This is a genomic window from Luteimonas viscosa (assembly GCF_008244685.1).
In the GTDB taxonomy this organism is placed as follows: domain Bacteria; phylum Pseudomonadota; class Gammaproteobacteria; order Xanthomonadales; family Xanthomonadaceae; genus Luteimonas; species Luteimonas viscosa.
The window spans coordinates 37,340-49,531 of sequence record NZ_VTFT01000001.1; the positions used below are offsets into that span (position 1 = coordinate 37,340).

14 protein-coding genes are annotated in these 12,192 nt (G+C 71.6%); 12 read left to right on the forward strand and 2 right to left on the reverse strand.

Translation table 11 applies throughout. The features are described from left to right. The first annotated feature begins 119 nt into the window (after positions 1-119). On the forward strand, positions 120-1,223 hold the full coding sequence (locus FZO89_RS00155; protein WP_149101369.1) for an NAD(P)/FAD-dependent oxidoreductase: 1,104 nt from the start codon (positions 120-122) through the stop codon (positions 1,221-1,223). Beyond that, on the forward strand, positions 1,220-1,825 hold the full coding sequence (locus FZO89_RS00160; protein ID WP_149101370.1) for a hypothetical protein: 606 nt from the start codon (positions 1,220-1,222) through the stop codon (positions 1,823-1,825). The genes FZO89_RS00155 and FZO89_RS00160 overlap by 4 nt, the downstream gene beginning before the upstream one ends. A 7-nt stretch (positions 1,826-1,832) precedes the next feature. Here FZO89_RS00160 and FZO89_RS00165 read toward each other — a convergent pair whose 3' ends face one another. Beyond that, the gene (locus FZO89_RS00165) at positions 1,833-2,630 is read right to left on the reverse strand and encodes an amidohydrolase (protein WP_149101371.1); all 798 of its coding nucleotides are present in this window, start codon (positions 2,628-2,630) and stop codon (positions 1,833-1,835) included. Between the two features lie 217 nt (positions 2,631-2,847). Then, complete coding sequence (locus FZO89_RS00170; RefSeq protein WP_149101372.1) at positions 2,848-3,993, reverse strand: pyridoxal phosphate-dependent aminotransferase; 1,146 nt, start codon at positions 3,991-3,993, stop codon at positions 2,848-2,850. A gap of 150 nt (positions 3,994-4,143) precedes the next feature. Here FZO89_RS00170 and FZO89_RS00175 point away from each other — a divergent pair, with 150 nt between their 5' ends. The 10 genes from FZO89_RS00175 (at position 4,144) to FZO89_RS00220 (ending at position 12,066) form a co-directional block, all read left to right on the forward strand. Continuing rightward, a complete protein-coding gene (locus tag FZO89_RS00175; protein WP_149101373.1) occupies positions 4,144-4,629 on the forward strand; it encodes a DUF3293 domain-containing protein in 486 nt (161 codons plus the stop codon). A gap of 34 nt (positions 4,630-4,663) precedes the next feature. Further along, positions 4,664-5,326, forward strand: a complete 663-nt coding sequence (ccmA, locus tag FZO89_RS00180; protein ID WP_149101374.1) for a heme ABC exporter ATP-binding protein CcmA — start codon at positions 4,664-4,666, stop codon at positions 5,324-5,326. Then, a complete protein-coding gene (ccmB, locus tag FZO89_RS00185) occupies positions 5,323-6,018 on the forward strand; it encodes a heme exporter protein CcmB (protein ID WP_149101375.1) in 696 nt (231 codons plus the stop codon). The genes ccmA and ccmB overlap by 4 nt, the downstream gene beginning before the upstream one ends. A 319-nt stretch (positions 6,019-6,337) precedes the next feature. After that, a complete protein-coding gene (gene ccmC / locus FZO89_RS00190) occupies positions 6,338-7,087 on the forward strand; it encodes a heme ABC transporter permease CcmC (protein WP_149103956.1) in 750 nt (249 codons plus the stop codon). Next, positions 7,084-7,257, forward strand: a complete 174-nt coding sequence (gene ccmD / locus FZO89_RS00195; RefSeq protein ID WP_149101376.1) for a heme exporter protein CcmD — start codon at positions 7,084-7,086, stop codon at positions 7,255-7,257. The genes ccmC and ccmD overlap by 4 nt, the downstream gene beginning before the upstream one ends. Further along, complete coding sequence (gene ccmE / locus FZO89_RS00200; protein ID WP_149101377.1) at positions 7,254-7,736, forward strand: cytochrome c maturation protein CcmE; 483 nt, start codon at positions 7,254-7,256, stop codon at positions 7,734-7,736. Before ccmD ends, ccmE begins: the two co-directional genes overlap by 4 nt. A gap of 208 nt (positions 7,737-7,944) precedes the next feature. Further along, positions 7,945-9,954, forward strand: a complete 2,010-nt coding sequence (locus FZO89_RS00205; RefSeq protein WP_149101378.1) for a heme lyase CcmF/NrfE family subunit — start codon at positions 7,945-7,947, stop codon at positions 9,952-9,954. Continuing rightward, positions 9,954-10,511: a DsbE family thiol:disulfide interchange protein gene (locus tag FZO89_RS00210; protein ID WP_149101379.1), complete on the forward strand. Its 558-nt coding sequence runs from the start codon at positions 9,954-9,956 to the stop codon at positions 10,509-10,511. Before FZO89_RS00205 ends, FZO89_RS00210 begins: the two co-directional genes overlap by 1 nt. A gap of 83 nt (positions 10,512-10,594) precedes the next feature. After that, on the forward strand, positions 10,595-11,005 hold the full coding sequence (locus FZO89_RS00215) for a cytochrome c-type biogenesis protein (protein WP_149103957.1): 411 nt from the start codon (positions 10,595-10,597) through the stop codon (positions 11,003-11,005). Next, positions 10,999-12,066, forward strand: coding sequence for a tetratricopeptide repeat protein (locus tag FZO89_RS00220; RefSeq protein WP_149101380.1), 1,068 nt, complete (start codon positions 10,999-11,001; stop codon positions 12,064-12,066). The genes FZO89_RS00215 and FZO89_RS00220 overlap by 7 nt, the downstream gene beginning before the upstream one ends. The last annotated feature ends 126 nt before the right edge of the window (positions 12,067-12,192 follow it).

Genomic DNA, 12,192 nt, shown 5'->3' on the forward strand with positions numbered 1-12,192 from the left:
CCGCGGGAGCGGACGCTTCACGTCCACTTCATCGAGTGCCCATCGCCCCGACATGCGGACGCAGCACGCTCTCCCCGCATCGAGGCAGACGGGACGGCAGGGTGGCGGGAGCGGCGCGCATGCAGTGGGACCTGGTGGTGGTGGGCGCGAGCTTCGCGGGCGCGGCCTGCGCGCTGGCCGCGCGTCGCGGCGGAATGCGCGTGTGCGTGCTCGAGCGCAAGCGCGATCCCGGCATCCGCCTGCACACCACCGGCATCATCGTGCGCGAGGCCGCGGAAGGCACGGCGCTGGCGGGCATTCCCCCCGACCTGGTGCGACGGATCGACGGCGTGCGCCTGTACGCGCCGAGCCTGCGCAGCATGGCGCTGCAGCGGCACGGCTACTACTTCCTGGCCACCGATACTCCCGGCGTGATGCGCTGGCTGGCGGCGGAGCTCGAAGGCGCGGGCGTGGAGCTGCGGCTGATGCAGTCGTTCACCGATGCGCAACGCACCGCCGGCGGCTGGCACGTCGACGGCCTCGGCGACTGCCGCTGGCTGGTAGGCGCGGACGGGGCGAAATCGCGCGTCGCGATGCGGGCCGGCCTCGGGCGCGTGCGCGACTTCCTGTACGGCGTCGAGCACGAATTCGACGGCGCCTCGCTGCGCGAACCCGGGCGCCTGCACTGCTTCATCGACCGCGGCCTGGCACCGGGCTACATCGGCTGGGCGGCGCAGAACCCGCGTGGCGTGCAGCTCGGGCTTGCGTTCCGGCATCGCCACGACCGCGCCGGCGTGCCCGATATCGAAGGCTTGCGCAGGCGGGTCGGCGAGCGGCTGGGCCTTGATCCCGCGGTGTCGCCCAGCGCCACCCGCGCCGGGCTGATTCCGTGTGGTGGCCCGGTGCGCCCGCTGGCCGCGCCGGGCGTGATCCTCACCGGCGATGCCGCGGGCATCGTTTCACCGGTCACCGCCGGCGGCATCCACTCGGCTTGGCGGCACGGCGAGGCGGTGGGCGCCGCGATCGCGCTGCACCTGCGGAGCGGTGGTCCCGACCCCGCCATCGCCGCCGAACGCGCCGCGCCGCGCTTCCGCGGCAAGCGCCTGCTGCGCAAGGCCTTCGATCGCCTGCAGCGCGACTGGCCGTTCGACGCGTTGATCGGCACGCCGCCACTGCGCTGGGCCGCGGAGCGGATCTATTTCCATGCCCGTGGCCATGGGTCGCGACCACGGGGTGCCGCGTGATCGCACTCCTGTCGCTGTCCGCCCTCGCCCTGGCACTGTTCGCGGCGATCGTGACGGCATTCGTCGTCGCGCCGCGCGAGATGTCGGCGCTCTCGGCCTGCGCGACGGTGCTGGCCGTGGGCGGGTGTGCGGCCCTGGTGCATGCGCACCGTCTGTCCCATGTGCCCCCGGGGCTGGGCGTGCGGCAGGTGGTCTACGCGGAAGAGGAGGCCTGGGGATTCGGACCGGGCGGCAACGAGGCCGGCTTCATCGCCTACCGTCTGCCCGGGGACGCCGCGCGAGCGGTCGCGGCCGGTGGCGTGGGGTACCTGGAGCGGATGCCGCCGCCGGAGGCATCGCGGCGCTGGCGCGGCCGTTACAGCGGGTGGCGCGCCACGCCGGTGGCGCCGGACAGACGCTGGCCGCCCGATCCGGCAACCGGCCGCCACGAGATCCTGCAGTACGTCTGCGCATACGGATTCTGCATCGACGTCGACCGCGACCAGCTGCGCGCCGCGGCCGAGGCCGTGAATACGCCCGGCAGCTACTACGCCTACGGCCGCATCGGAATGATCGTGGTCGTGCCGCGCAGCCGACGCGTGTACTACCTGTACAACGGGTGATCCCGGCTCAGCGCAGTTCGAAGGCGTCGGCGTCCAGCATCGCGGGGAAGCGCTCGCGGTGTGCGGCGAGCCTGTCGGCAAGCAGCGTGGTAGTGACCACCACTTCCTCGTCGGTGCATTCGCTGGCGGCGTGGCCGAGGAAGTCGATCACCGCGCTGTCGCCGTCGTACTGCAGGCCGTTGCCGTCGCGGCCCACCCGGTTGAGCCCGGCCACGTAGCACAGGTTCTCGATCGCGCGCGCGCGCAGCAGGGTCTTCCAGGCATGCGCGCGCGCGGCCGGCCAGTTGGCGATGTAGAGCAGCAGGTCGTAGTCGAGCCCCTGCGGGCGTTCGACGTCGTAGCGGTTGCGCGAGTACACCGGGAAACGCAGGTCGTAGCAGACCAGCGGGCAGATGCGCCAGCCCTTCCATTCCACGGTCAGGCGTTGGCGGCCGGCGGCATAGCGCTCGTGTTCGCGGGCGTAGCGGAACAGGTGGCGCTTGTCGTAGTGCCGCAGGTCGCCGTCGGGCGTGACCCACAGCAGCCGGTTGAATACCGACCCGTCGACGCACAACTGCACGCTGCCGCAGAGTACCGCCCCGAGCCGCGCGGACTGCTCCCGCATCCAGGCGACGGTCGGCCCGTCCATGGTCTCGGCCTCGCCGATCGCATCGTTGGAGAAACCGCTGGTGAAAGTTTCCGGCAACAGCACCACGTCGGTGCTGCCGCGCAGCGGTGCGACCAGTTCGCCGTAGTAGTCGCGGTTGCCGGCGGGGTCGTGCCAGCGGGTGGCGCCCTGGACCAGGGTCAGGCGGAGATTTTCCATGGCCGGCAGCCTAGACGAAGGCCCGGCGGCTGGGTAGACGCCGACGTCGGCCTGCGCGGGGGCAGACGACTACTGCCCGCCGGGACCCTGCCCTGTCCTCGCGCCGGGGGCGAACCGGGCGTCGCGAAGGCTGGGCGCTGCGCCCTGGTCGCCGCTGCCGGGTCGCGCTGCCTGCCGGAACCGTTCCCGGCCCACCCACGGCGGCCGCCTGCGCCGCTCAGAGCATCTGCAAACGCTCGATCGCCGCATCCAGGGTGGTTTCGTGCTTGGCGAAGCACAGGCGCGCCAGCCGCTGCCCCAGCGGCGGATGTTCGTAGAACGGCGAAAGCGGAATGGCCGCGACCCCCTTCTCGATGGTGAGCCAGCGGCAGAACGCGGCGTCGTCGAGCTCGCTCACCGCCGAATAGTCGACCAGCTGGAAATAACCGCCCGGCACGGGCAGCGGCCGCAGCCGCGTGGTCGCCAGCTGCTCGCGGAAGCGGTCGCGCTTGGCCTGGTAGAACGCGCCGAGCTGCTCGTAGTGTTCCGGCTCGGCCTCGAGCATGGCCGCGAAGGCATGCTGCCCCGGGGTGAAGGTGGAGAACACGTTGTACTGGTGCACCTTGCGGAACTCGGCGCTCAACGCCGGCGGCGCGATGCAGTAGCCGATCTTCCAGCCGGTGCAGTGGTAGGTCTTGCCGAAGCTCGAGACCACGAATGCGCGCTCGCGCAGCGCCGGGTGGCGCAGCACTGACTCGTGGCGGACGCCATCGAACACGATGTGTTCGTAGACCTCGTCCGACAGCAGGAAGATGCCGGCCCGCCCGATGATCGAACCGATCTGTTCCATGTCCGCGGCCGAGAGCATCGCCCCCGACGGATTGTGCGGGCTGTTGATCATCAGCATCCGCGTGCGCGGCGTGATCGCCTCGCGCACGCGCTGCCAGTCGGGCGCGAACGTGGTGGGGTCGAGCGGCACGTGCACCGCGCGCGCACCGGCGAGTTCGATCGCCGGCTCGTAGCAGTCGTAGCAGGGATCGAGCACGATCACTTCGTCGCCCGCGCGCACCACGGCGTGGATGGCGTTGAAGATCGCCTCGGTGGCGCCGCTGGTGACGGTGACCTCGGTGTCGGCATCCGGCCGGTGGCCATAGACGCGTGCGGTCTTGGCCGCGATCGCCTGCCGCAGCGCCGGCACGCCGGTCATCGGCGCATACTGGTTGTGGCCGGCGCGCATCGCCGCTTGAAGCTCATCGACCAGCCGTTGCGGCACGGGGAAGTCGGGAAAACCCTGTCCGAGATTGACGGCGCCGTGTTCCAGCGCCAGTTGCGACATCACGGTGAAGATGGTGGTGCCGACCTTCGGCAGTTTGGTCTCGATCATCGATGGGTCGCACCGCGCCATGGGATCGTGCAGTTTACGAGCGGGGCCCGATCGGTTACACCTATCGGCTGTTCACGTACAAGGGGACTCGCATGGCTTCCCCCTGCCCTCCGGCAGACGCCGGGCCCGCTGCGCGCTGACCGGGCCCCGATGGCGACTCCACTTCCCCCGCTCGGCGAGGCGCGCGTCTCGGAGCTGCTGCACGCCTTCCTCGCCGCCGAGTATCGGTGGCAGCACGAGGGCGGCTGGCACGACATCATCATCGGCCTGCCGACGCCGGGGCTGGAACTCGCCTATCCGGAGGCGACCTCGTTCGGCCTGCTCTCGGCCTGGAACCCGCTGTCGGTCGAACGCAGCAGCGAGGAAAACCGGCGCGCCGACGAGGCCCTGCACCAGGCCCTCGTCGCCGGTGGCCATCCGTTCCGTCCCGCGTTCGCTTCCGCGCGCAACCGCACCTGGCGCGAACCCAGCTGGCTGGTGATGGGGATGGAGCCTGATGATTTCGACGCGCTCTCGCGCCGGTTCGGGCAGCTCGGCACGCTGTGGTGGCGGCCGTGCGAGCCGGTGCGGTTGCGCATGGCTGCGGCCAGGCCGTCCGACGAGGCCGGCGACACCGACGTCGACTGGCTAGAATGACGGCGATGGCCGACCTCCGGCCGAAGCGCCCGTGATGCCCGACACCCCTCCCGCCACCGCGCCGCTGATCGCCGTGCGCGGCCTCGGCTTCGCCCGCAACGACGTGCCGGTGTTCGGCCCCCTCGACTTCAGCGTCGAGGCGGGCGAAGCCCTGCTGGTCCAGGGCGACAACGGCGCCGGCAAGACCACCCTGTTGCGGGTGCTGGCCGGACTGCTCGATGGCGAGCGCGGACAGGTGCTGGTGTCGGGCGTGGCGGCAGGGCCCGCCGCACGCGCCGGGCACATCGGCTACCTGGGCCATCTGCCGGGACTGAAGGCCGACCTCAGCGCCATCGAGAACCTCGCCTGGTTGTGCGGGCTGCTCGGCAGGCGCGCGTCGATCGGCATCGAGCAGGCGCTGGCCATCGTCGGCCTGGCCGGGTTCGAGGATGCGCCGGCGCGCAGCCTTTCGGCCGGGCAGCGCAAGCGGCTGTCGCTGGCGCGGCTGTGGCTGTCGCCGGCGCCGCTGTGGCTGCTCGACGAGCCCTATGCCAACCTCGACCTGCCCGGGATCGAACTGGTCAACCGCATGGTCCGCGCGCACCTGGACGACGGCGGCGGCGCCCTGGTCACCACCCACGGCGCCTATGCCGCGCCGCCGGTGCGCACGCGGCTGCTTCGGCTCGGGACGGCCGGTGCCCCGGCGCCGGGAGCATGACGATGTCGGTTGCCGCGCCGACCCTGTGGTCCTCCGCGCGCGCCCTGGTGGCGCGCGACCTGCGCCTGCTCTGGCGTCGCCGCGGCGACGCGTTCCAGCCGGCCCTGTTCGCGGTGCTGGTGGTGGTGCTGTTCGCGCTGGCGATGGGCAGCGAACGCGAACTGCTGTCGCGGGCGGCGCCCGGCGTGCTGTGGGTGGCGGTGCTGCTGTCGGGGCTGCTGGCGCTGGATACGCTGTTCCGGGGCGACGCCGAGGACGGTTCGCTGGAACAGTGGCGGCTGGCGCCGGTGCCGCTGGCCTGGCTGGTGCTGGTGCGCACGCTGATGCACTGGCTGACCACCGCGGTGCCGTTGCTGCTGGCGGTGCCGCTGCTGGCCGAACTGCTGTACCTGCCGCGGCCGCTGTGGCCGGTGCTGCTGGGCGCGCTGGCGCTGGGCACGCCGTTGCTGAGCCTGATCGGCGCGGTGGTCTCGGCGCTGACCGTCGGCATGCGCCGCGCCGGCGTGCTGCTGGCGCTGCTGGCGCTGCCGCTGTACGTGCCGGTGCTGGTGTTCGGCGCCGGCAGCGTGGCTGCCGCGGCGCAGGGCCACGACCCGTCGGGCGGCCTGTTGCTGCTGGGTGCCGGGCTGCTGCTGGCGCTGGTGCTGGCGCCGGTGACGGCGGCGACGGCCATCAGGATCGCGTCGCAATAGCGGGTTGCAGCAGGGGGTGTGGCGGCGGCGAACCCGGATGCGCTGCGCTTATCCGGGCTACACGATCCGACCCGTAGCCCGGATAAGCGCAGCGCATCCGGGACTCCACCAAAGTCCCCGCCTCCGATTCCGACGACCGGAAGCCACACCCGACGCGTGCCCCGGGCCGCTCCCTGGGGCATCCTGTCCACCCCCGAGGCTTGGCCGCACCGGTCGAGTCTGAAAAAATAGACACTTAGCCATGGAGGCCGGCGGCCAGCCCCCGGTCTCCGGCCGCTCCCGCGGCCTTTCCCAGCGAGCAGACAGCCCGATGTCCAACATGAACCCGGTGGTGCGCTGGTTCCACCAGCTCGGGTCTCCGCCGTATTTCGACCGCTTCGCGGCGCGCTGGGCGCCGTGGGCCTTCGCGTCGGCGCTGCTGGCGATGGGCGTGGGGCTGTACGGCGCGCTGTTCGTGGTCCCGGCCGACTACCAGCAGGGCGACAGCTTCCGGATCCTCTACATCCACGTGCCCAGCGCCTGGATGAGCATGGCGATGTTCGCGCTGATGGCGTTCTACGGCGCGATCGCGCTGGTCTGGCGGATCAAGCTGTGCGAGATCCTGGCCATGGCCTGCGCGCCGATCGGCGCCGCGTTCACCGTGATCACGCTGGCCACCGGCAGCATCTGGGGCAAGCCGATGTGGGGCACCTGGTGGGACTGGGACCCGCGCCTGACCTCGCAACTGGTGCTGCTGTTCCTGTACTTCGGCGTGATCGGCCTGTACGCGGCGATCGAGGACCGGCGCGCGGCCGCGCGCGCCGCCTCGCTGCTGGCGATCGTGGGCGTGGTGATGCTGCCGGTGATCCGCTACTCGGTGGTGTGGTGGAACTCGCTGCACCAGGGCCAGACGATCCGCGTGTTCGGCGAGTCGTCGATGGACGCCAGCATGCTCCCGCCGCTGCTGTGGATGGTGGCGGGCACCAAGCTGTGGGCGATCGGCTCGCTGCTGGCACGGGCGCGGGCCGACAACCTGCAGCGCGAAGCCGGCAAGGACTGGGTGCGACGCCTGGCCGGGGCGACGCCGTGAGCTACGCCAGCTACGTGATCGCCGCCTACGCCGTGTTCGCCACCGTGCTGCTGTGGGATTTCATGGCCCCGCGCATCCGCATCGCCCAGATCATGCGTGCGGCGCGGCTGCTCGCCAGGCGCGAGGCCGCGCGCGAATCCGCCACCGTGGCCCCGGAGCTGAAGCGATGAACCCCACCCGCCGCCGCCGCCTGTGGTTCGTGCTCGCGCTGCTCGCAGCTGCCGCGCTGGCGGCCACGCTGGTGGCGTTCGCGCTCCAGCGCAACATCGCCTACCTCTACACCCCGAACGAGATCCTGTCCGGCGCCGCGGGCGCGGCGGTGAGTTCGGGCGAGGCGCGCTTCCGGCTCGGCGGCATGGTCGAGAAGGATTCCTTCCGCCGCGAGCAGGGCTCGCTGGTCTCGCACTTCCGCGTCACCGATGGCGACGCGCAGCTCGAGGTGGAGTACGACAAGATCCTGCCCGACCTGTTCCGCGAGGGCCAGGCGGTGGTCGCCACCGGGCGCATGCGCGATGGCCGCTTCGTCGCCGAAGACGTGCTCGCCAAGCACGACGAGACCTACGTGCCCAAGGAAGTCGCCGACAAGATGGGCCTGGCCCACAGCAAGCACGACGTCGACGTGGCGCCGAAAGCGGAGGCGGGGTACTGATGGCGCACTGCGGGTTCAATCCGGCGTCGATGCACACGGCCTCTCATCTCGATAGCGCCTGTCATCTCGAACGCAGTGAGAGATCTGCTCCTTCGGCGGCAGGATTTCTCACTGCGTTCGAAATGACAGACTTTGCGTTCGAAATGACGGAGCGGGGCTTCGACACGACATCCGCGGCGCGCGGGACGATCGCCGGGGCGCAGCGCTAGTGCTGCCCGAACTCGGACAGGTCGCGCTGCTGCTGGCGCTGCTCGCGGCGCTGCTGCAGTCGGTGCTGCCGCTGGCCGGCGCTGCCGGTGGCCGTCCGGCGTGGATGGCGGTGGCGCGTCCTTCCGCCTACGCGCAACTCGCGCTGCTGCTGTTCGCCTACGTCGCGCTGACCGCCGCGTTCGTGCAGCAGGACTTCTCGGTGAAGTACGTCGCCGACAACTCCAACTCGCTGCTGCCGATGGTGTACCGCTACACCGCGGTGTGGGGGTCGCACGAGGGCTCGCTGCTGCTGTGGGTGCTGATGCTCGGCGTGTGGAACGCGGCCGTGGCGCTGTGGTCGCGGCAGTTGCCGGAGGTGGTGGTGGCGCGCGTGCTGGGAGTGATCGGGCTGGTGGCCATCGGCTTCCTGTCGTTCATGATCTTCACCTCCAATCCGTTCGAACGCCTGCTGCCGGCGGCGCCGGAAGGGCACGACCTCAACCCCCTGCTGCAGGACCCGGGGATGATCATCCACCCGCCGATCCTCTACGTGGGCTACATCGGCTTCGTGGTGCCGTTCGCGTTCGCGATCGCGGCCCTGCTCGACGGCAACGTCGATGCGCGCTGGCTGCGCTGGACGCGGCCGTGGACCAACGTGGCCTGGGGCTTTTTGACCATCGGCATCGCGCTCGGCTCATGGTGGGCGTACTACGAGCTGGGCTGGGGCGGCTGGTGGTTCTGGGATCCGGTGGAGAACGCCAGCTTCATGCCGTGGCTGGCGGGCGCCGCGCTGATCCATTCGCAGGCGGTGACCGAGAAGCGCGGCAGCTTCGCCGGCTGGACCCTGCTGCTGGCGATCGCGACGTTCTCGTTGTCGCTGCTGGGCGCGTTCCTGGTGCGCTCGGGCGTACTGACCAGCGTGCATTCGTTCGCCGCCGATCCTTCGCGCGGCCTGTTCATCCTGGCCTTCCTGGCTGCGGTGATCGGCGGCGCGCTGGTGCTGTACGTGCTGCGCGCGCCGCGGCTGCCTGAAGGGCGCCCGTTCGCGCCGGCCTCGCGCGAGACCCTGCTGCTGCTCAACAACCTGCTGCTGGCCGCGGCCTGCGCGATGGTGCTGCTGGGCACGCTGTATCCGCTGCTGGCCGACGCGCTGGACCTGGGCAAGGTCTCGGTGGGGCCGCCCTACTTCGGCACCCTCTTCGTGCTGCTGATGGCGCCACTGGTGCTGCTGGTGCCGTTCGGGCCGCTGACGCGCTGGCAGCAGGAGCTGGCGTCGAAGCCGGTCGCGATGCTGCTGCCGTGGCTGGCGCTGGCCCTCGCGCTGGGCGGCGTGGCCTGGTTCCTGGCGCCGCAGGGAGCGCTCAAGACGGCGGCCGGCGTGTTCGCCGCGGCGTGGATCGCACTGGGCACGTTGCGCTTCGTCTGGAGCCGCCTGCGCGCCAGCGGCCGCGCGTTCACGCCCGAGATGCTGGGCATGACCCTGGCCCACGGCGGCATCGCCGTGTTCCTGATCGGCGCGTTGCTGGTGGAAGCGCAGGGCGTGCAGCGCGAGATCGCGATGACGCCGGGGCAGACCGCGGTGATTGGCCGCTACGCGTTCCGGTTCGACGGCGTCGAGCGCGTGCAGGGTCCGAACTACGTGGCCGACCGCGGCCTGGTGCAGGCCTTCCACAACGACGCGCCGCTGGTACTGCTGCATCCGGAGAAGCGCGCCTACGCCAGCGGCGGCCAGGTGATGACCGATGCCGGCATCCACGCCGGGCTGTTCGCCGACGTGTTCGTCGCGCTCGGCGAGCCGCTCGGCGACGGCGCCTGGGCGGTGCGCATGCAGGTCAAGCCGTTCGTGCGCTGGGTCTGGGCCGGCGCCTTCCTGATGGCGCTGGGCGGATTCGTCACCGCCGCCGACCGGCGTTTCCGGCGCGTGTCGGGGAATGGTCGCGGCACCACGCGCGACGACGCGCGCGGCGAACCGGCGGGACCACTGCCGGGCGACGACGCTCGCGATCCGACCCCACGAGGCGCCGGCTGATGGCGGCTTCGCGCAATCTCGCCGCGGTGGTCATCGGGGTCGTGTTCCTCGGGCTGGTCGGGCTGCTGCTGTACGGGGTGCTGGTGTCAGACCGCGCCGACCGCGAGGCCCTGCCCTCGCCGCTGATCGGCAAGCCGGCGCCGGAGTTCTCGCTGCCGGTGCTGCACGAGCCTGGGCGCCTGGTGTCGTCGGCCGAACTGCTCGGCCAGCCCTACCTGCTCAATGTATGGGGCAGCTGGTGTCCCGGCTGCCGGGTCGAGCACCCGGTGATCACCCGCATCGCAGAGACCCGGCGGGTGCGCGTGATCGGCTACAACTGGAAGGACGAACACGCCGACGCGCTGCGCTGGCTGGAGCAGTTCGGCAACCCCTACTGGCTGGTGCTGGTGGACTACGACGGCCGCAACGCGATCGACTGGGGCATCTACGGCGCGCCGGAGACGTTCCTGGTCGACGCGCAGGGCATCGTGCGCTGGAAGCATGTGGGACCGGTGGACGATGCGACGCTCGAGAACAGCCTGATGCCGGCGCTCGATGCGATCGGGGTGCCGGAATGAGGGGCATGGCGGCGTTCGCGGCGAGCGTGCCGGGATCCGGGGCGCGGTGGGCGCGGACCCTGCCTGCGTTGATCCTGCTGGCGATGCTGGCGGCATTCGGGAGCGTGGCCCAGGCGCAGGCCGTGCGCGACGCGACCCCGCTGGAGTTCCGCGACGACGCCGAAGAGCGCCGCTTCCACGACCTGGTGGCGGAACTGCGCTGCGTGATGTGCCAGAACCAGTCGCTGGCCGATTCCAACGCGCAGATCGCGCACGACCTGCGGCGCGAGGTGTTCGACCTGATGCGCGAGGGACGCAGCGACGACGAGATCCGCGAGTTCCTGGTCGCGCGCTACGGCGAGTTCGTGCTCTACCGCCCGCGCTTCGGCGGACATACCTGGGCGCTGTGGCTGGCGCCGGGCCTGCTGCTGCTGGCCGGCGGCGTGGTGATCGTGCGCATCGTGCGTGCGCGCGGACGCCAGCCGATCCCGCCGGACGAGGAGCAGGAATGGTGAGCGGTACGCTGCTGCATGTCGTGCTGGTGGTCGCCGCATTCGTGGTGGCCGCGCTGGTGGCGCTGCCGCTGCGCAAGGCATCGCCACGCCTGTTCGGCGCCATCGTGGTGGTGGTGCCGGTGCTTGCGTTCGCGCTGTACCGGATCGTCGGCACGCCCGCTGCGCTCGATCCTTCGACCGCGATCGCGGCTTCCACCGCGGAGGACGCACCGTCGATGGAGGAAGCCATCGTCGAGCTCGAAGCCGCACTGGCGCGCGACCCGGCGCAGCCGGAAGGCTGGCGCCTGCTGGCACGCGCGCATGCGGCGCTCGGCAACCGGACCCGGGCGCGCGACGCCTTCATGACCGCGCTCGAACACATCCCCGACGATCCCGAACTGCTGCTCGAGGCCGCGCAGGCGCGCGCCCAGGCCGCGCCCGGCAACCGCTTCGACGACGAGGCGCTCGCAATGCTGCGCAAGGCGCTGGCGCTCGACCCGGGCAACCAGCGGGCGCAGTGGTTCATCGGCGTGGTGCAGCGCCAGCGTGGCGAGGACGCCGCCGCCGTCGCCACGTGGGAGTCGCTGCTGCCCGCACTCGACGAGGCGACCGCGAACGCGCTGCGCACCCAGATCGACGAAGCGCGGCAGGCCGCGGGCCTGCCGCCCCGCGCGGAAAGCGGCGCAGAGGCAGGCGACACCGCGACCCCCGTGGCCGGGGACGCGCCGGCGACGGGTCTGCGCGTGCGCGTGTCGCTCGATCCCGGTTTCGCCGCGCGCGTCCGCCTGCGCGGGGATGCCGTGGTCTTCGTGATCGCCCGCGCCGCAGGCGGCCCGCCGATGCCGGTCGCGGTGGAACGCCATGCCCTGCAGGACCTGCCGCTCGACATCGTGCTCGACGACGGCGACGGCCCGATGCCGACGGCCAGGCTTTCGGCGCAGCGCGAAGTGGAAGTGATCGCCCGCCTCTCCGCCAGCGGCAGCGCCAGCCGCGGCGAGGGCGACATCGAATCCGCGCCGGTGCGCGTGACGCTGCCGGCGTCCGCGCCCATCGACCTGGTGCTCGGCGCCCCCACGCCCTGACAGGCCCCGAAGTGCCCGTAGCCCGGATAAGCGAAGCGCATCCGGGGCGAGCCGCCTGCAATCTCCACCTCCCGAAGGCCCCATCACACCGGCAAGCGAAGCGCGCGCAAAGCGCTCCCAGCACGG

What these genes read in the sequence shown, in the direction of transcription:
- FZO89_RS00170 (WP_149101372.1), bottom strand. Translation starts at nt 3,993, where the DNA reads ATGATCGAGACCAAACTGCCGAAGGTCGGCACCACCATCTTCACCGTG.
- FZO89_RS00165 (WP_149101371.1), bottom strand. Translation starts at nt 2,630, where the DNA reads ATGGAAAATCTCCGCCTGACCCTGGTCCAGGGCGCCACCCGCTGGCAC.
- ccmC (WP_149103956.1), top strand. Translation starts at nt 6,338, where the DNA reads ATGAACCCGGTGGTGCGCTGGTTCCACCAGCTCGGGTCTCCGCCGTAT.
- FZO89_RS00215 (WP_149103957.1), top strand. Translation starts at nt 10,595, where the DNA reads ATGCTGGCGGCATTCGGGAGCGTGGCCCAGGCGCAGGCCGTGCGCGAC.
- ccmA (WP_149101374.1), top strand. Translation starts at nt 4,664, where the DNA reads ATGCCCGACACCCCTCCCGCCACCGCGCCGCTGATCGCCGTGCGCGGC.
- FZO89_RS00175 (WP_149101373.1), top strand. Translation starts at nt 4,144, where the DNA reads ATGGCGACTCCACTTCCCCCGCTCGGCGAGGCGCGCGTCTCGGAGCTG.
- FZO89_RS00220 (WP_149101380.1), top strand. Translation starts at nt 10,999, where the DNA reads ATGGTGAGCGGTACGCTGCTGCATGTCGTGCTGGTGGTCGCCGCATTC.
- FZO89_RS00155 (WP_149101369.1), top strand. Translation starts at nt 120, where the DNA reads ATGCAGTGGGACCTGGTGGTGGTGGGCGCGAGCTTCGCGGGCGCGGCC.
- ccmB (WP_149101375.1), top strand. Translation starts at nt 5,323, where the DNA reads ATGACGATGTCGGTTGCCGCGCCGACCCTGTGGTCCTCCGCGCGCGCC.
- ccmE (WP_149101377.1), top strand. Translation starts at nt 7,254, where the DNA reads ATGAACCCCACCCGCCGCCGCCGCCTGTGGTTCGTGCTCGCGCTGCTC.
- FZO89_RS00210 (WP_149101379.1), top strand. Translation starts at nt 9,954, where the DNA reads ATGGCGGCTTCGCGCAATCTCGCCGCGGTGGTCATCGGGGTCGTGTTC.